Origin of the sequence: Agrobacterium sp. NPDC058088 (genome assembly GCF_042885035.1) — a bacterium.
Classification (GTDB): Bacteria; Pseudomonadota; Alphaproteobacteria; order Rhizobiales; family Rhizobiaceae; genus Agrobacterium.
In genome coordinates, this window is sequence record NZ_JBHVSU010000003.1 from 393,889 (window position 1) to 414,054 (window position 20,166).

Annotated in this window: 18 protein-coding genes and 1 pseudogene; 10 read left to right on the plus strand and 9 right to left on the minus strand. The window is 59.9% G+C overall.

Annotated elements, in window-relative coordinates; genetic code table 11:
• Positions 1-32: 32 nt before the first annotated feature.
• Positions 33-1,385 (plus strand): LLM class flavin-dependent oxidoreductase, encoded by a 1,353-nt coding sequence (locus ACFVTJ_RS11830; RefSeq protein WP_386907528.1) that lies wholly within the window; start codon positions 33-35, stop codon positions 1,383-1,385.
• A gap of 16 nt (positions 1,386-1,401) precedes the next feature.
• Here ACFVTJ_RS11830 and ACFVTJ_RS11835 read toward each other — a convergent pair whose 3' ends face one another.
• The 7 genes from ACFVTJ_RS11835 to ACFVTJ_RS11865 all read right to left on the minus strand — a co-directional run bounded on the left by ACFVTJ_RS11835 (position 1,402) and on the right by ACFVTJ_RS11865 (position 8,681).
• Positions 1,402-2,373: a LysR substrate-binding domain-containing protein gene (locus ACFVTJ_RS11835; protein WP_386907530.1), complete on the minus strand. Its 972-nt coding sequence runs from the start codon at positions 2,371-2,373 to the stop codon at positions 1,402-1,404.
• A gap of 37 nt (positions 2,374-2,410) precedes the next feature.
• Positions 2,411-3,649 (minus strand): acyl-CoA dehydrogenase family protein, encoded by a 1,239-nt coding sequence (locus ACFVTJ_RS11840; RefSeq protein WP_386907532.1) that lies wholly within the window; start codon positions 3,647-3,649, stop codon positions 2,411-2,413.
• 68 nt (positions 3,650-3,717) lie between these two features.
• Positions 3,718-4,773 carry an aldo/keto reductase gene (locus ACFVTJ_RS11845; RefSeq protein WP_386907533.1) on the minus strand — a complete coding sequence of 352 codons (1,056 nt, stop codon included), beginning with the start codon at positions 4,771-4,773 and terminating at the stop codon, positions 3,718-3,720.
• An 18-nt stretch (positions 4,774-4,791) separates the two neighbouring features.
• Positions 4,792-5,727 (minus strand): ABC transporter ATP-binding protein, encoded by a 936-nt coding sequence (locus tag ACFVTJ_RS11850; RefSeq protein WP_386907535.1) that lies wholly within the window; start codon positions 5,725-5,727, stop codon positions 4,792-4,794.
• A complete protein-coding gene (locus ACFVTJ_RS11855) occupies positions 5,705-6,703 on the minus strand; it encodes an ABC transporter ATP-binding protein (RefSeq protein WP_386907537.1) in 999 nt (332 codons plus the stop codon). Before ACFVTJ_RS11855 ends, ACFVTJ_RS11850 begins: the two co-directional genes overlap by 23 nt.
• Complete coding sequence (locus ACFVTJ_RS11860) at positions 6,700-7,695, minus strand: ABC transporter permease (protein WP_006698433.1); 996 nt, start codon at positions 7,693-7,695, stop codon at positions 6,700-6,702. The genes ACFVTJ_RS11855 and ACFVTJ_RS11860 overlap by 4 nt, the downstream gene beginning before the upstream one ends.
• On the minus strand, positions 7,692-8,681 hold the full coding sequence (locus ACFVTJ_RS11865) for an ABC transporter permease (RefSeq protein ID WP_004445474.1): 990 nt from the start codon (positions 8,679-8,681) through the stop codon (positions 7,692-7,694). Before ACFVTJ_RS11865 ends, ACFVTJ_RS11860 begins: the two co-directional genes overlap by 4 nt.
• 269 nt (positions 8,682-8,950) lie before the next feature.
• On the opposite strand from ACFVTJ_RS11865, the gene ACFVTJ_RS11870 reads away from it, so the two are divergent.
• The 3 genes from ACFVTJ_RS11870 to ACFVTJ_RS11880 all read left to right on the plus strand — a co-directional run bounded on the left by ACFVTJ_RS11870 (position 8,951) and on the right by ACFVTJ_RS11880 (position 12,874).
• The gene (locus tag ACFVTJ_RS11870; protein WP_386907540.1) at positions 8,951-10,558 is read left to right on the plus strand and encodes an ABC transporter substrate-binding protein; all 1,608 of its coding nucleotides are present in this window, start codon (positions 8,951-8,953) and stop codon (positions 10,556-10,558) included.
• 109 nt (positions 10,559-10,667) lie between these two features.
• Positions 10,668-11,699 (plus strand): ABC transporter substrate-binding protein, encoded by a 1,032-nt coding sequence (locus ACFVTJ_RS11875; RefSeq protein ID WP_386907541.1) that lies wholly within the window; start codon positions 10,668-10,670, stop codon positions 11,697-11,699.
• The gene (locus ACFVTJ_RS11880) at positions 11,696-12,874 is read left to right on the plus strand and encodes an acyl-CoA dehydrogenase family protein (protein ID WP_386907543.1); all 1,179 of its coding nucleotides are present in this window, start codon (positions 11,696-11,698) and stop codon (positions 12,872-12,874) included. The genes ACFVTJ_RS11875 and ACFVTJ_RS11880 overlap by 4 nt, the downstream gene beginning before the upstream one ends.
• 56 nt (positions 12,875-12,930) lie before the next feature.
• On the opposite strand, the gene ACFVTJ_RS11885 is transcribed toward ACFVTJ_RS11880, so the two are convergent.
• Positions 12,931-14,001, minus strand: coding sequence for an LLM class flavin-dependent oxidoreductase (locus ACFVTJ_RS11885; protein ID WP_386907545.1), 1,071 nt, complete (start codon positions 13,999-14,001; stop codon positions 12,931-12,933).
• A gap of 386 nt (positions 14,002-14,387) precedes the next feature.
• Between ACFVTJ_RS11885 and ACFVTJ_RS11890 the strand changes: the two genes are divergently transcribed.
• From ACFVTJ_RS11890 to ACFVTJ_RS11910, 5 genes are all read left to right on the plus strand, one after another.
• Complete coding sequence (locus ACFVTJ_RS11890; protein WP_386907547.1) at positions 14,388-15,005, plus strand: alpha/beta hydrolase; 618 nt, start codon at positions 14,388-14,390, stop codon at positions 15,003-15,005.
• A 141-nt stretch (positions 15,006-15,146) separates the two neighbouring features.
• Complete coding sequence (locus tag ACFVTJ_RS11895; RefSeq protein ID WP_386907548.1) at positions 15,147-15,344, plus strand: hypothetical protein; 198 nt, start codon at positions 15,147-15,149, stop codon at positions 15,342-15,344.
• A 161-nt stretch (positions 15,345-15,505) separates the two neighbouring features.
• A complete protein-coding gene (ssuD, locus tag ACFVTJ_RS11900; protein WP_386907550.1) occupies positions 15,506-16,675 on the plus strand; it encodes an FMNH2-dependent alkanesulfonate monooxygenase in 1,170 nt (389 codons plus the stop codon).
• Positions 16,676-16,830: 155 nt separating this feature from the next.
• Positions 16,831-17,376, plus strand: coding sequence for a flavin reductase family protein (locus ACFVTJ_RS11905; RefSeq protein WP_386907552.1), 546 nt, complete (start codon positions 16,831-16,833; stop codon positions 17,374-17,376).
• Between the two features lie 51 nt (positions 17,377-17,427).
• On the plus strand, positions 17,428-18,372 hold the full coding sequence (locus ACFVTJ_RS11910) for an acyl-CoA dehydrogenase family protein (protein WP_386907554.1): 945 nt from the start codon (positions 17,428-17,430) through the stop codon (positions 18,370-18,372).
• A gap of 27 nt (positions 18,373-18,399) precedes the next feature.
• On the opposite strand, the gene ACFVTJ_RS11915 is transcribed toward ACFVTJ_RS11910, so the two are convergent.
• Positions 18,400-18,849, minus strand: coding sequence for an RrF2 family transcriptional regulator (locus ACFVTJ_RS11915; protein WP_386907556.1), 450 nt, complete (start codon positions 18,847-18,849; stop codon positions 18,400-18,402).
• A gap of 299 nt (positions 18,850-19,148) precedes the next feature.
• Here ACFVTJ_RS11915 and ACFVTJ_RS11920 point away from each other — a divergent pair.
• A pseudogene (locus ACFVTJ_RS11920) lies at positions 19,149-20,152 on the plus strand (LLM class flavin-dependent oxidoreductase).
• Positions 20,153-20,166 lie beyond the last annotated feature (14 nt).

Sequence of the window (20,166 nt, forward strand, 5' to 3'; positions counted from 1 at the left end):
CTTCGTTTCAAAGCGAATAAGAGGTCATTTCCATGAGCAGAAAAGCCGAAAAGCTGGTTCTCAATGCCTTCATCTATCCGGGCGGACACCATGAAGCGGCCTGGCGGCATCCGGATTCCGAGCCACATCGCGTCACCGATATAAGGCTTTATCAGGATATCGCCCGCAAGGCCGAGGCGGCGAAGCTGGATGCCATCTTCTTTGCCGATGCGCCGGTGCTGGATGCGAATATCCGCTATGCCGCCCGCCACCGGCTGGAGCCGATCACCATGCTGGCGGCTCTCGCCGCCGTCACCGAAAAAATCGGCTTCATCGCCACGGCATCCACCACCTATTACGAGCCTTACAATCTCGCCCGGCTGTTCGCCTCGGTCGATCATATTAGCGGCGGGCGCGTGGGTTGGAACATCGTGACGACTTCGGCGGATGCAGCGGCCGGCAACTTCAATCTTCAGAAGCACCCGCCGCATGCCGATCGTTACCGTCAGGCCATCGAGTTCGTCGATGTGGTGACGAAGCTCTGGGACAGCTGGGAAGATGATGCCATCGTCGCCGACAAGGAAAGCGGACTGTTTGCCGAAACAGATCGCATCCATCCCGTCAATCACGATGGCGAATTTTATCGGGTGCGCGGCGCACTCAATGTGCCGCGCTCACCACAGGGACGGCCTGTCTATGTTCAGGCAGGCTCCTCGGAAGAAGGGCGTGGTTTTGCCGCCCATTATGCTGAGGCAATCTTTACCGCGCATCAGACTCTGGAGAGTGCGCGGTCTTTTTATTCCGACATCAAGCGGCGCGTCGCAGCCACGGGCCGCAATCCCGCCCACGTGAAAATCTTACCCGGCATCAGCCCTTTTATCGCGTCAACCGAAGCGGACGCGCGAAAACTTGAGGCCTCCTTCAACGATCTCATCCAGCCGGCATTTTCGCTTGGGCAATTGCAGCGCATCACCGGCATAGACCTGTCATCGGCCGATCTCGATCAGCCATTGCCGCAGGAGGCCGTGGAAGCGACGCGCGCGCAGGCGAATAGCAGCCGCCATCAACTGGTTCTCGACGTGATCGACCGGGAAAACCCGACGATCCGGCAATTGCTGCACCGGCTCGCCGGCGGGCGTGGCCACAAGGTCATATCAGGCACACCGGAACAGGTGGCGGACTGGATTGAGACCTGGTTCCGCGAGGGTGCTGCCGACGGCTTCAACATCATGCCGCCATGGCTGAATGGCGGGTTTGATCTCTTCGTGGACGAGGTGGTGCCGATCCTCAAACAACGAGGCCTCTTCCGCGAGGATTATGAGGGCGACACGCTGCGTGATCATTACGGTCTGCCACGGCCTGACAATATTTACGTTGCGAGAGAGCCGCAAAAGGAACGCGCCTGAGGTGGGACGGGCGTGTTCAGGCGGCGGCCTCTAGAGCGCGCATATCCTCGCGCAATAAAGCGAGTAGAGATGCAACCTCCGGCAGCCGCCGCCTGTCAGGACTGGTCAGCAGGTGGTAACGGCTGGCGGTCGGCTGCGGTGAGCCGAAGGGCGCGATAAGACGGCCGTTTTTCAGCTCTTCCGAAGTCAGCGAGTGGCGCGCGAGGCCGATGCCGTGGCCGGATAAAATTGCCTCTATCAGCGCCGTCTGGCGCGAAAAACGCGGGCCGGTCGCCGAAAGTCGGAGCGGAATGCGGCAGGCGCGCAGCCAGTTCGCCCATTCGAAGGCGGGGTCTAGGCCATTGCCGCGCAACATCGCGAAACCGAGATCCCGCAATTGGGCGGGCTCGCCTGCAAGCTCATGGCGGGCTGCAAACTCGGGAGTGCAGACAGCGCTAACGGTGTCGGCGAAAAGCGGCTCGTGAATGAAGCCGGGAATTTGGACGGCGGTGGCGACGATGGCGCAATCGGCATCGAAATGGGTGAGATCGACGGTATCGCCCTCGATGGATTCGATCGAAAGTTCGACGTCTCCGAGCGCCGGAACGATGCTGCCCAGCCGCGGCGCCAGCCAGCGCGCGGCAAAGCAACCTTCCGCCAGAACTTTCAACTGCGGCCGTGCATTTGAAACCATCAGGTCGGAAAGGCTGCCGATCATGGTCTCGAAAGCGTCCGCCAGACCGGGATAAAGCGCGCTGCCGGCATCTGTCAGCACCAATTCACCGCGCTGGCGGCTGAAAAGCGGCTGGCCGAGATGGGTTTCGAGAATGCGCACCTGCTGGCCGATGGCAGCGGTCGAGACATGCAACTCCTCCGCCGCCCGCGAGAAGCTGGCATGACGGGCGGCAACGACGAAGGCACGCAGGGCTGTCAGCGGCGGCAGCCGGGAAAGCGTGGGCAGGCGAAAAGCTGTCCGGCCCCCGGCCGGAGCGATAAACTCCGTTCTCATTGCTGCTTCTCCTTTGTCGCCTGCATCTTCCGCATGGTCAGAACACGCGGCCTTCCCTGAGATGTGTCGTGGTGCCGTTGAGGTAATAATCACCGATCACCCGCGCCTTATGGGCAAGCGGATTGTGGTTGTAGACCGTACGGATGTTGCGCCAGTGGCGGTCGAAATTCCGGTCGCTTGACGTCGCCGAGCCGCCGCCGAGTTCGTAGAGATTGGTGGCGACGGTCAGCGACAGCTGCGAGGCAATGATTTGGGTGCGGGCGGTGGCGAGCGAGCCTTCCAGCAAGGCCGCCTCGATAGCCTCTTCATCGCCGGTGGCGAAGGCGGCCGCGGTGCGGTCGAGCGTTCGGGCTGCTTCGCGAATAAGGGTTTTCACCGCGAAGGCGCCTGCACTGATTTCGCCGAGCATTTTCTGAACAAAGGGATCCTGATTGGCGGTTTCGGCGCTGCTGTGGAGCGTGGTGCGCGCCTGGCGCAATACGTACTCCACACCGTCATTTAGCGCGCCTTGAACGGCGCCGGCCGCTGAGGCAGCGAGGTGCAGCTGCCGCATGGCGGAGCTGTGCCGCCCAATCTGGCTGCCGAGCTTTCGGGTCGTCAACTCATGCGGCAGCACCTCGACATTCTCGAGCAGAACACCGCCGCTTGCCGTCATGCGCTGGCCCATGCTGTCCCAGTCATCGAGGATGGTGATGCCGGCGCGATCAAGCGGAATAAGCACGCCGATCGGTTGCTCGTCATCGCCAATGGCGCTGAAGGTGCCGAAATCGGCAAAGGCGGTGCCGGTCGCATACCATTTGCGGCCGTTCAGCCGGTAACGGTCGCCATCGGCGCTCAGCCGTGTGGTGATTTCGCCGGGGCGCTTGGTGCCCTGTTCGGTACTGCCGCCGGCGAAAAGCTTGCCGGCAAGCACATGTTCAAGATGCCGCCGGTCTTCCAGTTCAATAGGTGCGAGAGCGAGGTTTTCGGTGAAATTGAAATGGCTGCGCAACGCGTGCGGAATATTGCTGTCGGCTTCGCCGAGGATCATTAGCACCTCGATATAGTCCGCAATCGAGCCGCCCGGTCCGCCCTTGGCTTCGGGGATACGCAACGTGCCGATCTTCGCCTCCTTGATGAGGGCAAAGATATCGAAAGGAAGTTCCCGCTGGCGTTCCCGGTGGGCCGCATCCTTTGCTGCGATAGCCGCAATGTCCTTTGCCCGGGCCAGAATCTCGTCACGGCTCGGTACGCCGGAATTGTCGGTGGTGGTTGTCTGCAGTTTCGGAGTGGACATTGCGGTTTTCCCTGAGCGGATGTGAGGTCCTGCGGCGCGGCGCGCCGCAGGCATGGTCTTCTGGACGATCAGGCGACCGCGCGCGGCTTGAGCGCCGGGCGGTGCGCGGACTCAAGATTGCGCGGCACACGGCCTTCAACGGGGTGGCTCGGATCGTTGAAACCGGGTGTTGAGGGATGGCCTGTCGTGACGAGGCTGTCGACCAGCGCTTCATCTTCCGCATCGATCTTCACATCGAGTGCGCGAATATATCCGTCCCAATGCTCTTCGGTGCGCGGGCCAGTAATGGCGGCTGTAACGAACTTGTTGTTCAGCACCCAGGCCAGTGCAAAATCCGCCGCCGAAACACCCTTCGAAGCGGCATGGGCCGCGACCTTCTGGGCGATTTCCACCGATTCCGGACGCCATTCGGTTTCCAAAACGCGCTTGTCGCCACGGCCGACGCGGGTATCGGCGCCCGGCTGTTCGCCCGGCTGGTATTTGCCGGTCAGCACGCCGCGGGCGAGCGGCGAATAGGAGACCACGCCGAGGCCATAATGATTGGCCGCCGGCAGCTGCTCGGCTTCTGCCGTACGGTTGACGATGTTGTAGAGCGGCTGGCTGGCAACCGGCCGGTCGATGCCGAGCTGGTCGGCCAGATGCGAAATTTCGGCGATGCGCCAGCCACGGAAATTCGAAACGCCGAAGTAACGCAGCTTGCCAGCCCGGATGAGGTCGGCAATGGCGCGCACCGGCTCTTCCAGCGGCGCATCGAACACGGCGCGGTGAAAGTAGAGGATGTCAATGTAATCGGTGTTGAGGCGGCGCAGCGAATTTTCGACCGTTTCGATCACCCATTTGCGCGAATGGCCGCCAAGGTTCGGGCCCTTGGTGTGGGAATTGACGAATTTCGTCGCCAGCACCCAATGGTCGCGCGTGGACTTGATGCCGCGGCCCACGACCTCTTCCGACTTTCCGTCATGATAGACATCGGCCGTGTCGATGAAATTGATGCCCTGTTCGCGCGCCTTGTCGATGATGCGGAAGGCCACGTCATCCGGTGTCGGGCCTCCGAACATCATCGTGCCGAGGCTCAGCGGTGAAACTTTCAGCGCGCTGCGTCCGAGATAGCGATAGTCGACCATTATGGTTGCTCCTTCAGTTTATTGGGCATGGTGGCAGGCCACGGCGTGGTTCTTGCCGAAAAGAGTGTAGTCCGGTGCTTTTTCGCGACAGAGATCGGTGGCGAGCGGGCAGCGTGTATGGAACCGGCAGCCGGACGGCGGATTGTGCGGGCTCGGCAGATCGCCCGAAATGGGGGCCGCCTGCTTACGGCGGGCGGGATCGGGAACGGCGGCGAGAAGGGCGCGCGTATAGGGGTGTTTCGGGGATGCCCAGAGTTCCGATGTGGGCGCGCTTTCGACGATCTTGCCGAGATACATGACCAGCACGCGATCGGAAAAATAACGAACCACGGAGAGGTCATGCGAGACGAAGAGATAGGACAGCGAAAGCCGCTTCTTCATCTCCACCAGAAGATTGAGAATTTGCGCCTGTATCGAAAGATCAAGCGCAGAGACCGGCTCGTCGCAGACGACCAGTTCCGGTTCCAGAACAAGTGCGCGGGCAATGCCGATACGCTGGCGCTGGCCGCCGGAGAATTCATGCGGATAACGGTCAAGCGAATCCGCCGGCAAGCCCACCTGCGCGACGATGGCTTCAACGATCTCCCGCTGGCGCACCCGGTCTCCTATACCGTGCACCTTCAACGGCCCGGTAAGGATGGTGCGCACCGTCTGGCGGGGATTGAGCGAGGCAAAAGGATCCTGAAAGATCATCTGGATGCGGCGGCGAATGCCGCGCAGCTCGGACGATGTCATTGCGGTCACATCCGCACCCTTGAAGGTGATCCTGCCGGAAGACGGTTCAACCAGTCGCATCAGGGACTTGCCGAGTGAAGACTTGCCGCAACCGGATTCGCCTACCAGGGCAACGGTTTCACCGGCCTCGATATCGAGCGAGACGTCATCGACGGCGCGCACCGTGCCGCGTCCGCCCGTATAATGGGTGGAAAGACTATGCACCGACAAGAGCGCCATTGGGTATCTCCTGAGATGTTGGAGCAACGAAGGGGCAGGCGGCATAACGGCCGTCTGAAATCTGCCTCAGCGGTGGTACATATTGCCCACAGAAACCGCGGGCGCTCGGACAGCGCGGCCGGAAGGCGCAACCGCGTTCCCCCGTGGCGGAAACGATGGAGCCGGGAATCTCGATGAGCGGCCCATCGCGATAATGCTGGCCGTCTTCGGCGCGCGGCGAGGCGGCAAGCAGGCCGCGCGTATAGGGATGGTAGGGATTGGAGAACACCCGTTCCGGCAGCCCTTCCTCTACCTTGCGTCCGGCATACATCACCATCACCCGGTCCGCCCATTGCGCCACGATGCCGAGATCGTGGGTGATGAGGATGACGGCCATGTTGAGATCACGGCGCAGATTGTCGAGCAGCTGGAGTATCTGCGCCTGTATCGTCACGTCGAGCGCCGTCGTCGCCTCGTCCGCGATCAGCAGTTTCGGATTGCAGGCAACGCCGATGGCGATCATCACGCGCTGGCGCATGCCGCCGGACAACTGGTGCGGATAATCATCCACTCTACGGGCGGCATCGGGAATATTGACGAGGTCGAGGAGCGCGATGGCCCGTTTGCGGGCCTGATGCCGGTCGATCTTCTCGTGGATGCGCAGCACCTCGATGATCTGTTCGCCAACGGTCAGAACCGGGTTCAGCGAGGTCATCGGTTCTTGAAAGATCATGCCGATATCGCGACCCCGAATGCCACGCCATTGTTTCTCCGAAAGCGGCAGCAGATCGCGCCCTTCAAGCAGAACCCGCCCGCCTGTTTTGGCATGAGAGGGCAGGAGGCCGATCAGGCCGAGCGCCGTCAGGGATTTGCCCGAGCCGCTCTCGCCGACGATCGCGAGCATTTCGCCGGGGCTGACATCGAAACTGACCCCTTTAACGGGCTGGGCAGAGCCGAAGCTGACGGAGAGATCACGGACTTCAATCAGTTTGCTCATCGGCGTTCCTCCGAAAAACGGGGATTGAGCGCATCGTTGAGGCCATCGCTGATGAGGTTCAGCGAAATGACGGTGAAGACGATGGCAAGGCCGGGAAGGGCGGTCAGATACCAGGCGGTGCGGATGACATCGCGGCCGGAACCGATCATCGAACCCCAGGAAACGCGGTTGGGGTCACCAAGGCCCATGAAGGAAAGTGCCGCTTCCATGAGGATCGCGCCCGCCACCATGACGGAGGAAGTAACGATGATCGGCGGCAGCGCATTGGGCAGGATTTCCTGAAAGACGATCCGCGCATGACCATAGCCGAGGCTGCGGGCGGCAAGCACGTAGTCCTTTTCGCGAATGGCGCGAAACTCGGCGCGGGTGAGACGTGCCACCAGAGGCCAGGTGATGATGCCGATCGCCGAGGTGACCGTGGTGACTGAGGGCTGTGCGATGGCGACGAGCACGACCAGCAGCACAAAGTTGGGCAAGGTCTGGAAGATTTCGATCAGCTTGACGAGGATATCATCAATGATGCCGCCGAAATAACCGGCGAAAGCACCAACCGCGATGCCGATGGTGAGCCCGATCAGTGTCGCCACGACACCGACGGTGAGCGAGATGCGCGCACCATGCACGATGCCTGCCAGAACATCCCGGCCCATGGAATCTGTGCCGAGCGGATAGGCCGCGTTCTGGCCGGGCCACAGGAACGGGCGGGCCACCATTTCCAGGGGATCGCCGGGATAGATCAAGGGGGCGATCAGCGCAGTGACGATGACGGTCGCGAGAAACAGCAGGCCAACGATCGCGTTGGGATTAGTGAGGAAGATTTTCAGTTCCCGCCGCAGGCCGCGCCGGGGCACGGAAACGGAACGTGCCGAGAGCGCATCCGGCGCATGGATATAAGGCCAGGTCTTTTCTTCCGGCTTCTTCGGTTTGGGATTGGTTTCTTCAGCGCCGAGTTCGGCCGTGTCGAGAACCGCTGATGTAGGGGAGGAATTCATCGGCTTTCTCCGATGCGGGGGTCAAGCCATGCCTGCAACAGGTCCACGGCTGCATTGACGATGATGACGACGAGGGAGGAGAGAAGGAGAATGCCGAGCAGAACGCTGAAGTCCCGCGCCATGACGGCTTCGAAAGCAAGGCGGCCAAGGCCGGGCCAGCTAAAGACGGTTTCGACCACCACGGCACCACCAAGCAGGCCGCCAATATGCATGCCGGCCATGGTAGTGATGGGGATAAGGGCATTGCGCAGGATATGGCGTGTGGTCAGCCTGATCGGTGAAACACCCTTGGCGCGGGCCGTGCGCACATAGTCCTGCGACTTCACTTCCAGCATCGCCGCGCGGGTGAGGCGGGCGTAGATCGCCAGAAAATAAAGCGCCAGCGACAGGGCAGGAAGCACGATGTAGCGCAGCCGATCCAACAGGGCGGAAAACCCGGTGAGGCTGCTGCCGATTGTGCTGTCGCCACCCGAGGGAAGCCAGCCGAGCTTCACCGAAAAGGTAAGGATCAGCATCAACCCGATCCAGAAACCCGGTACGGAATAAAAGATCAACGAGCCGATCGAAATGATCCGGTCTGGCAGCTTGCCGGAAAAGAGCGCCATGATCGAGCCGAGAAACACGCCGACGAAAATCGCAATGCCGAGCGCCGCGCCCATTAACGCAAGCGTGCCGGGCAGGCGCTGGCCGATGAGATCAGCCACCGGCATGCCGTAGCGCGGCGAAAATCCGAGGCTGAACTGGGCGAGATTGCCGAGATAATTCATCAGCTGGTGCAGGACCGGCAGGTCCAGTCCGAAACGATTGCGGATTTCCGCCATGGTTTCGACGGTCGCCGAACCCGCTTCCGCCGCCAGTACATCGGCGGCATCGCCCGGCGCCAGCTGCAGCAGGAAGAAGTTCAGAATGACGATACCGAGAACCGTCGGGACGGCCTGAATGGCCACCCGTTTTGCCTGCGATAAAATCCTTTTCGAATTTGACATCGGCTCCAGTCCGCAATCGTTAAAACACAAATCCGCCGGTCAAGGCACGGACATTAGTTGACTAATTTTATGGAATTTGTCAAAGAGTAATAGAATTATTTTCTGAAATTTACGGAAAATTGCGCCATAAAGAAAAGATAATTCCTATTTGTGAGAATGGTTGGTTCGCTATCCCAATCTCGTTCTCGTCCGAGGAACAAACTTCTTCCCAAGCGCAAGGGTTCAGTTTCTCCGGTCTTTCGCCGGTTCAATCAAGGAGTGGGTATCACATGACTGTTTTCAACCAGACGACGCGGCGGGGATTTCTGCTGGCGTCGGTCGCCCTTGGCGTGGTGTCTTTGCCTGGGCTGAAGCTTCGCGCGGCAGAGCCCGCAAGCGGCGGCACGGCCACGCTGCTGATTTCATCGGAACCGCCGGTGCTGACGACGATCGCACACACGGCCTATAATTCCGTCTATATATCACCGAAGGTCACCGAGGGTTTGCTGACCTATGATTTCGACCTTAATCCCAAACCGCTTCTGGCAAAATCATGGGACGTCAGTCCGGATGGCCTGCGTTACACCTTCAAGCTGAGACCCGGCGTAAAATGGCATGACGGCAAGCCCTTCACATCCGCCGATGTGGCGTTCTCCATCAATGCCATCAAGGAAGTGCACCCGCGCGGACGCAACACATTCCTCAATCTGACTGCCGTCGAGACGCCGGACGAGCTGACGGCGGTTCTAGTGCTTTCCAAACCCGCGCCCTATTTGATTACGGCGCTCGCCGCCGCCGAAACGCCGATCGTGCCGAAACACCTCTACGAAGGGACGAAAGTGACCGAAAACCCGGTCAATCTGGCACCCGTTGGCACCGGCCCGTTCAAGTTCAAGGAATGGGTGCGCGGCAGCCATATCGTTTTCGAGCGCAATCCCGATTATTGGGATGCACCGCGCCCCTATCTCGACAAGCTCATCGTTCGCTTCATTCCTGATGCTTCCGCCCGCGCGATTGCCATCGAAACCGGCGAGATCGATCTCGCCCCCAGCACGCCGGTCGCCTATAGCGATCTCGACCGCCTGAAAGAGCTTCCCAACCTCGGTTTTGAGACAAACGGTTATCAATATTCGAATTCCGTCAGCCGCGTAGAGTTCAATCTAGAAAAGGAAGTGTTCAAGGATGTGCGCGTCCGTCGCGCCTTCGCGCATGTGATCGACCGTAACGTCATCTTCAACACCGTTAATTACGGTTATGGCGCGACCATCACCGGGCCAATCAATCCGAAGCTGACGAAATGGTTCGTGGATGATCTGAAGACCTATCCGATTGATCTGAAGGCGGCCGAAGCGCTGCTGGATGAGGCCGGATACAAGCGCGGTGCGGATGGCATCCGTTTCAAGCTCAATCTGGATTACGTGCCGAGCACCGAGGCCTATCCGCGCGGTGCGGATTATATTCGCCAGGCGCTGGCGAAAGTCGGCGTTGATGTGACGGTGCGCACCCAGGATTTCGCCACCTACACCAAGCGCATCTACACGGATCGCGATTTCGATTTTGCCTATGAGGGCATGAGCAATCTCTTCGATCCGACCGTCGGTGTGCAGCGGCTTTATTGGTCGAAGAACTTCAAGAAGGGTGTGCCTTTCTCCAATGGCGCGGCCTACAGCAATCCCAAGGTGGATGCGCTTCTTGAAGCCGCCGCCATCGAGATCGACGCCGACAAGCGCGTCGCGCAATGGAAGGAGATCCAGCAGATCCTCGTCGAGGACGTGCCGGCCATCGACATCGTCGCCGCACCTGAAATCACCATCTACAACAAGCGCATAGCTGATCACACCATTGGTGCCGAAGGTGTGGCGGGAAGCCTCGCTTTCGCGCATATCGCCGCATCCTGATCGTCTCACCAGACCCGGCTCGCCCTAGCGGCGGGCCGGAATGTCTCCCTTCAGCCGACGGGCGCCGCAGCTTCGCTTTCCGGTCCCATCGTTTCATTGAGGCCATTCCATGAGCACGTCACTTTCTGAAATCTGGTACACACGCTGCCCGGTACCCACGCCAGTGGGGCTTGCGGCACAGCCGGGTTATCTCGAGCAGACCTTCGAGGAGGTCGGTATCGCGCTGAAATCCATCATCGACTCACCTGACCGCTCCGTTCGCCAGAGCCATTTCAACCACACGCTGGAATGGTCGTTCCGCCATGGCGGCAATGTACCGCCCGTCCGTGCCCGCTCGGAAGGGCGCAACACGCGTCTCATCGGGGTGACCTGGACGGATGAGTTTCAGGCGATCATCACCCTGCCGGAAACCGGTATCCGTTCGCTTGCCGATCTCGTCGGTCGCCGTTTCGGCGTGCCGCGCCGGCCGGAAGGCATAGTCGATTTCATGCGGGCGACGGCGCTGAAGGGCATCGTTTCGGCGCTCTCGCTTGAAGGGCTGAAGGTAGAGGAGGTCGAACTCAAGGATATTGTCATCAAGGATTCGGTGCTGGCGTCACAAGAAGGGCCGTCGCTGTTCGGCCTGAAACGCCGGCAATCCTTCGGCGAGGAGATCATCGCGCTCCTGCGTGGCGAAGTCGATGCGATTTTTGTCAAGGGAACGGCCGGCATTGCCGCCGCGAACCTGATCGGCGCGGTGCAGGTTGCGGAATTCGGTTTTCACCCCGATCCGAAAATACGCATCAATTCCGGTTCGCCCCGGGTACTGACGGTTGATGGGCGGCTTGCCGATGAGCGTCCCGATCTGGTCGAGCGGCTGGTAGGCGCCATCGCCAGGGCCTCGCTCTGGGCGGAGCAGCACCCCGAGGAGACGCGTCGTTTCATCGCGCGTGAGGCTGGCGCGACGGAAGAACAGGTTCTGGCCGCCAACGGCGCGGAGGTTCACCGCCATCTTGGCCTCGGACTCGATGCCGACCTTGTCGGTGCCGTGGGCCATTACAAGGACTTCCTGCACCAGTGGGGCTTCCTTGAAAACGACTTCAATCTTGCAGACTGGATCGATGATCGTTTCGTTGCGGTGAACGAAAGGGCGGTGGCATGAGCGTTGCACTTTCCGCCGTTCCGAACACGCCGGCGCAGCGGGCCGATCCTGTCGCCGTTGCAACCGCGCTCGCCGAAGATTTCAGCCTGACGGCTGCGGACCACGACAAAAGCGGCGAATTCGCTGCGGGTAATTTCGGGGCGCTTTTCAAATCAGGCCTGCTCGGTCTTGTTACGGCTGAGAAGGATGGTGGCTGGGGCGAGGGCATGGAAACGGCCCATGCCGTTATTACAGCCATCGCGAAGGGGGATCCGTCGACTGCCCTCATCCTCGCCATGCATTACAGCGTCCATGCGGCAATTCGGCGGGGGAAGTGGCCGGCAGCACTTGCTGCAAGGGTGCTGACTGCCAATAGCAGGGAACCGGCGCTTTTGAACAATGCGCAGGCGGAGCCGGGGGTTGGTTCGCCGGCCCATGGCGGCCTACCGGAAACGACGGCGCGGATCGAAGGCGATGTCTGGGTTGTCAATGGCCGAAAGAGTTTCGTCACCGGCCTGCCGGGTCTCAAATGGGCGATCGTACTTGCCGTGACGACGGAAGAGACGCCGCGCCTGATCCAGCTTCTGGTGCCGCTCGATGCGACGGGCATAGCCCAGGAAAAGGCATGGGAGGCGACCGGCATGTATGCCACCGCCAGCCATGATCTGGTGCTGGAGGAGGTCAGGGTGCCGTTGGCCGATATCGTTGCCGAACAGCCAGCCGACGAGCCGTTGCGGCGCGATGAGGTAGATGGCTATAATTTCTTCGCGCTTCTGGCTTCCGTTTATCATGGTGTAGCGCTTTCGGCGCGGGATGATCTGTTGCGCCATCTGAATGGTCATGTTCCGGTAAGCCTCGGTGCGCCGCTCTCTTCCATTCCCCGTATTCAGGAAGGCCTCGGCCAGATCGAAGTGCTTCTTGCCGCAAACCGGCGTTTACTTCTCTCCATCGCCCGCGATATCGATGCTGGCGAAAGGGTGGGAACGGATGCGCTCGCTGTTCGCCACGTGGTGATCGACAATGCGGTGGCAGTGACCGATCTGGCACTGGAACTTGGTGGCAATCGCGGCCTGCGTCGGGATTATAATCTCGAACGCCATCACCGCGATGCCATCACGGCAAGGGCGCATGCGCCGCAAAGCCATATGATCCGCGCGATTCTCGGCCGTCAGAGCATCAAGGCGGCGGGTGGTTGATGGCAAAGGCACCGGGCGGGCTTGCCTTTGCAAGATCGCCCGGCATCGTCTCCCCATCAATCCCGCAGCAGCGGCAACAGCCTGTCGCCCTGCCTTTCGATTTCCTTCAGGTAGGGCGTGTCGGAAAGGATGAAATGGGTGATGCCAAGTGCGCGGTATTTTTGCAGTGAGGCGGCGACATCCTGCGCCGAACCCACCAGCCATGTGGTTGCAGCACCGCCGCCGCCGAATTTACCCGGTGCCGTGTAAAGATTGTCGTCCAGCACGTCGCTCTGATGGTGCAAATCCAGTAACCGCCGCTGGCCAACCGCTATACCCTGCAGATGGTCATTCCAGCGCACGCCATTATTTGCAGCCATTTCGGCGACCTTCGCTTCCGCGTCACGCCATGCCTCGGCCGTCGTTTCACGCACCAGCGTGGTGATCCGCAAGCCGAATTGCAGCGGCGGCAGGTCGCGGCCAAGCGTCTGACTGAAATGCCGGAGCCTTTCTATCCGTTCGCCCACACCGGCGAGGGGCTCGCCCCAGAACAGCTGCACGTCTGCCTCGGTTGCGGCGACCTGCTCGGCCGCTTGGGAGGCGCCGCCGAAATAAAGCTTCGGATGTGGCCGATCAGCGCGTGCGGCGATCCGTGGCAAAACGGTCGAGTTGTTGACCCGGAAATGATCCCCGACAAAGGTGACATTTTCTTCCGTCCAGAGCCGCCGCACCAGCCGCATGAACTCTTTCGTGCGGGCGTAACGCTGCGCCTGATCACCTTCCTCGTCGCCATAGGCTGCAAGCTCGTCGCGACCCGAGACGACATTGATCCGCACGCGACCGCCGGAAAGCTGATCGAGCGTAGCGGCGGCCGATGCGAGGTTAGCCGGCTTCCAGTAGCCGGGGCGGATGGCGATGAGCGGCTCGAACGTGGTTGTACGCGCCGCAAGGGCGGCCGCCACCGTGAATGTGTCGGGCCGACCCCAGCCGGTGCCGATCAGAGCGCCTTTCCAGCCGTGATTTTCCAGTGCCTTTGCGTGGCTGGTCAACGTATCAAGGCTGTTATGGTTGTCGCTGACGGCATCGCCACGATGCCCGGGTTTAACGTCATTGGGAATGTACCATAGAAATTCGGTCTTGCTGCTCACATCATCCGCCTGAATTGTCGGTTTGTCGCGCGAAGGAGGAACCTGCCGCTGCAACATCCGGTTTGGGAGGGCAAAACCTCCGATGGAGCGAGAATGGCAAAGCTGCGTCGGTGCGGCCAAGCAGGGGCGTTTCTTTTGGCATGCGGTCGCGGAAAAGCTTTGCTCAGACTTTGCCAAAATTGCACATATTTTCCATGTAAAAAATTGAGATAAAAGATTCCGTTTTTTGGACGACGCAAACCCCCGTGAGAACCCGTTTTCTACGCTTCTATTAATACATGGTCTTATTTTCCCCGTCGCTCGCGAAGGAGAGCAAGGCAATAGTCGACGGGAATCACCGGATTCGCCATTCTTGGAACACATCGCCCGCAAACCACGGAGTAGGCATGTGTACCACCTTGATTGTCCCCGGTCTGAACGGTTCGGATGAGGGGCATTGGCAGCGGCACTGGTTGCTGGATGACCCTCAGGCTAAGCTGGTCGATCAGGACAATTGGCAATGCCCGGTTCTCGAAGACTGGATTGACCGTCTTGAGGCCGCGCTGACCGCGGTTGAAAGTGCCTATATCGTTGCCCACAGCCTTGGTTGCCTGCTTGTGGCGAATATGGCGTCGCGACTTTCGGCTGCCAAAATCAAGGGCGCGCTTCTGGTCGCTCCCGCCCATCTGGACCGGGTGGAGGCGATTCACCCCTGTATCGTCCGGTTCGGCGCGTTTCCAAGGCAGCGGCTTGCTTTTCCCAGTCTCGTAGTGGGCAGCATGAACGACCCCTATATGAGCCCTGAAGAGCTGGCGCGCACCGCCACCAGCTGGGGAAGCGACCTCGTCAATCTTGGCGCCGTCGGGCACATCAACATTGCCGCAGGTTTTGGCCGGTGGCCGGGAGGTTACGGGCTTTTCGACCGTCTTAAAGCGACTGCTGAAAAGGCCACCACTGGATCGAGACTGCACGGATTGCCGGCGATACAGGGTCTGCATCTTCAGAGCGACGCTGGCGTGCTCTGAAACGGAATTTTTCCCACAGCGACATCCTTGGTCCACCTTTGCCGGCGAAGCATCAATTATAGAACAGTAATTTTATGGAAAATATTGACGATTTTCGCCGGCCGCCGGAGGATAAGGCGGAGTTGAGCAAAGGAGGCGCACATGCCGCAGGGACTTCATGTGTTTACTTTCGATCTGTTCGGTTTGACCCGGCGTCAGCCCCGCGAACAAGAACCGGTTCATCTTAACCCGCTGGAGCACTCCGGCCGCATCCGGCAGGGGAAAAGCGATCTCGAACTTGAGCGGGAAGAGATCTGCGAAATGAACTTTGCTCTGCTGGGCTTTTACCCGGTCTTGTGAGCACGAGCGCTCCTTATCCTTTGGACTCCATTCAACCGGGAGAGAAACTCCCCGTGATGGATGGAAATTGGAACAAAATTTCTTAAACGCGCTGGGGAACCGGTTACCCTTTCATCATCACACCCGCATCGCCCGAGGGGCGGATTGCAAAGGACCTGCCGATGAGCAAGCACGACAAGCCACTCGATTTCCTGTGGTTCATACCCACCTCCGGTGACGGTTCCTATCTCGGCTCGGATGATCTGTCGCGTCCTTCCGATCCGGGCTATTTCCGTGAAATCGCACAGGCCGCCGATCGGCTTGGTTATTCCGGCGTGCTTATCCCCACCGGCGTCGCCTGCGAAGAATCTTTCATCCTCGCGGCCAATCTTGCTGCCTATACCGAAAAACTGAAGTTCCTCGTTGCCATCCGGCCGGGTGTCGCATCGCCCGCTTATTATGCGCGCCTTGCCTCCACGCTCGATCGCGTTTCCCACGGCCGGCTGCTGCTCAACATCGTCGTCGGTGGCAGCGCGCAGGAACTGGCCGGTGACGGCATCTTCCTGCCGCATGACGAGCGTTACGACCACGCCGACGAGTTCTTCCAGGTGTTCAATTCGCTTATCGAGACCGGCAAGGGAGATCTCGACGGCAAATATATCAAGGCGCAGGGTGCCAGGCTTGGCCTGCCGCCGGTGCAGGAGCCGCGGCCGCCGCTTTATTTCGGAGGTTCCTCCGATGCCGGCATCGAGTTTTCGGCTGGTCTCACCGACAAATATCTCACCTGGGGCGAACCGCCCGCACAGGTGGCGGAAAAAATCGCCAAGGTTCGCGCGGCCGCCGCGAAAAAGGGCCGTGAGGTGACCTTCGGCATCCGTCTGCATTTCATCGTGCGTGAAACCGATGAGGAAGCGTGGGCCGATGCGGATAGGCTGATCTCGAAGCTTTCTGATGAGGCCATCGCCTCTGCTCAGGAGGTTTTTTCCAAGGCATCGGATTCCGTCGGGCAGGCCAGAATGCAGGCGTTGCACAATGGCCGCCGCGACAAGCTGGAGGTCTCTCCGAACCTGTGGGCGGGTATCGGTCTCGTGCGGTCTGGCGCGGGCACCGCGCTGGTCGGTTCGCCCAAGACGGTTGCAGCACGGCTCAGGGAATATCAGGAGCTCGGTATCGATACCGTTATCGCCTCCGGTTATCCGCATCTCGAGGAAGCCTACCGCCTGTCCGAACTGCTGTTCCCGGAAATCGGCCTTGGCGGGCCGCGAAACGAGATCCGCTCATCGTTCGGCGCCAAGCAGGTTTTCGGCGGTGGCGGCCATGGCGGCAACGTCAAGCTGGTGTCCGGATCCTGATCCATCCACCAAAAGCTTGCAGAGGGACACAAGGCGACGGCATCATATAAAACATTATTTCTATAGAATATTACGATTATGGAAAACGATGTCTATTTCAGCCCCCGCCACCGCTGCTAGCTATTGAACAATTCAGCTGTTTCAGGAGCCACGCGATGACATTGCAATATGCGGCCAAGGACCAACAATTCATCAATCTGCGCGACCCGGTCGCCGGCAGGGCGGCGGATGCCGATAGCCTCAAGGCGGCGCTACGGACGCTCGGCGGCGGCGTCAGCGTCATTACCGCTGGCGAAGGGGATGAGCGAACGGGTGCAACCGTGACATCGGCCACCGCTTTGTCGGTCGACCCACCGCGAATCCTTGTCGGGCTCAACCGCTCTTCGTCCACATGGCCGGTGGTACAGCGTTTCGGTCATTTCGCCGTCAACATCATCGGTGCGAACCATCAGTTCGTTGCCAACCAGTTTGCCGGTATCGGCGGCCTCAAGGGTGCGGACCGGTATCGCGGTGCGGAGTGGACAAAGCTGGCGAGTGGCGCACCCATTCTCGAAGATGCCGTAGCCGCGATCGATTGCACAATCGAAGAGGCGATCGAGCGTCACAGCCACGTCATCGTCATTGGTAAGGTGGAAGCGATCCGTGTCGGCTCCGGCCATTCGCTGCTCTACCAGAACGGACGCTATCATTCACTGGACTGAGCGTCGGTCGTTTTGGCGCTTTCATTTTGTCATTGTTTGAGGGAGTTGAGCATGGGATCCGTCACGCCTCTTGGCGAAAGACTTCGTTTCGTTCCTCCACGCCTCGGTGCGGATTTTGACGTGCTGACCGTCGCCCGGACGATCGCTGAAAAATGCGCCATCGAAAATCCGGGGCAAATCCACGCACGGATCGCCCGCTCCGGTCTTCTCGCTCTTTCTGTTCCAACTGAAATGGGCGGGGCGGATATAACCAATGACATCCTCTCGCAGGCGCTTTCGATCATTGCGGCGGCCAATGCCGAGGCGGCACATGATCTTGTCGAGCATTTCACCGCGCTTGAATTCCTTCGGAATGCGGGCAGTGAAGAGCAGCGCAAAGCTGTCTTCGCCCGCCTCGATCTCGGTGAGACCTTCGCGCTGGTGACATCCGATGGCGGGCTGGAGCAAGCGATCCCGGTGACGGCTGACGACTACGCCCTGCGCCTTCCCGATGATATTGCCCGGTCGGCGAGGGCCAATGCCGACTGGATCGTCGTGCCGGCCGTCAACACATCCGGTCAACCCCTGCTAATCGTTCTGCGCAATCGGCCGAATAGCTCATGGGAAGGGCTGTTGCGCGCCGATCAGGTGGTGTTTCTCGCGCAGGGCGCGGAAAATCTGGCTGCTTCCGTGTCCACCCTGTTGAAGGCTGCTGTGGCTCTCGGACAAAAGCAGCGCGAGCTTTCGGGGTTGCTGGTCGGCAGGCTTTCCGTTGATGGCGCGGCGAAACCAGTGATTGGTGAGATATTTCTCGCCGTCGAACTGCTGAAGGCGCAGATATCAAGTCTGGCGGCCCATATCGATGCGGCGCAGGTCGGAGCGGAAAACGTCACATGTCGTTCGGTTCGCAACACTGCCATCACCCTTGAAATTTTGATGGCGCGCCTTGGTCTTATCGAGGGCGTCAGCGAAGCCGGGCTCATCGCATCGCTGGCGGATGATCTGCGCCGGCAATAAAGGGGGCGCTGCCGGCTCGGCGAATTCCTATTCGCTGGCCGTGATGGACCGCTGGTCTTGGCCGTCCTTTGCGACGAATTGCGCGAGCGTCATATTGTCCAGAATGGTTGCGATGGCGTCCCGTACGTCCGTCATCGAAACCCTGACCTGACAGGTCTCGGGATCATCGCAGTCATCACAGGCTTCAAAGGCCGTTCGGCTAGCGCAGCGAATGGGTGCCAGCGGGCCATCCAGCGTGCGGATGACCTGCCCGATCATGATTTCGGATGGCATTTTCGAAAGCGAATAACCGCCATTGGGGCCCTTCTTGGAGCGCAGAATGCCGCTGTTGCGCAGTTCCAGAAGAATGGTATCGAGGAATTTTTTCGGGATGTTGTTACGGGTCGCGATCTCGGTCACGAAGGCGGTCTCGCCCTGGGGCAACCGCGCCAGATCGACAAGCGCCTTTAATCCGTATTTGCCTTTTTTGGTCAACATCGCCTGATCCGAAAAGAGAACCGGCAAATTCACAATGCCGGACCATGTTATTCTTAACTTACTTAGTAGTTTTTAGCGAATTCCGGTGCAAGCCGTTTCAGTGAGATTTCAAGCGAAAGCGGCTTGTTGCAGCGTTTTGGAGCAAGGTTTTCGTTGGTTTCGAGAGCGTTGAGCCGGGCTACTTTCGAAAACCTGACTGAAAACAATATTTTCTCTGATCTCCTCGCAGCATGGAACAAACGTCCTTTATTAGAATATAAAATCGGTAGACAAACTATGCATCAAAGATACGCGAGGTGATGATGTATACGCTCAGTTTGCTCGACAAGAGCCCGGTGCCAACGGGTGAGGACGCGGCAAGCGCGTTCCGCGACACGATCAATCTCGCCAAGCGTGCCGAGGAACTGGGGTATCGCCGGTTCTGGGTAGCCGAACATCACAATTCGCCCGAGCTTGCCGGTTCCGCGCCCGAGGCGCTGGTGGCGTGGATCCTGGCGAAGACCTCCCATATCCGTGTTGGCTCAGGTGGTGTCATGCTGCAGCATTACAGCCCCTACAAGGTTGCCGAGGTTTTTAATGTCCTCTCATCGCTCGCACCTGGCCGGGTCGATCTTGGCGTTGGCAAGACGCCGGGCGGCCTGCCGCTTGCGACTTCCGCCTTGCAGCAGGCCTATGATCCCGCCCGCAAGCCCGATTTCGAGACGGCTTTTGGTCAGCTGACGACATTTCTTTCCGGCAGCGCCCCGAAAGACCATGCGCAGGCCGGGTTGCAGGCGACGCCCGTGCCGCCGGTCGCGGCGGAGCGGTTCCTGCTCGGCGCCAGCCCGGAAAGCGCAAGGCTTGCGGCATCGAAAGGATGGAGCTTCGTTTTTGCCGGCCATCTCAACGGGGATCCGGACGTTTTGCGTCGCAGCCTTGCTGCTTTCCGTGAAGAGAGCGGTGGGGAAGCGCCTATCCTTGCTCTTTCGGCTTTTGCCGCAAGCGATCCCGCCCATGCGGCAAGACAGGTTGAGGGCCAGCGTATCTACCGCGTTTTCCTGAGCGATGGCAGGGCCTTCAATCTCGGTCGTCGCGAACAGGCGGGGAGTTTGCCCGCCAGTCCGGCGATAGTGATTATCGCATCGAGGAGCGCAAACCCAACGTTCTGCATGGCGGGGCGGACGATATTCACCGGGCGCTGCGCGCGCTTTCTGAAGAGCATGGCATTGAGGAATTCATCATCGAGCCACCACATGTCGGGGCCGATCAGCGGCTCGCCTCAATCGAACTCTTGGCCACGCATCGCCTGTCCCGGGCGGCGTGATTTTGTCCTCAGGA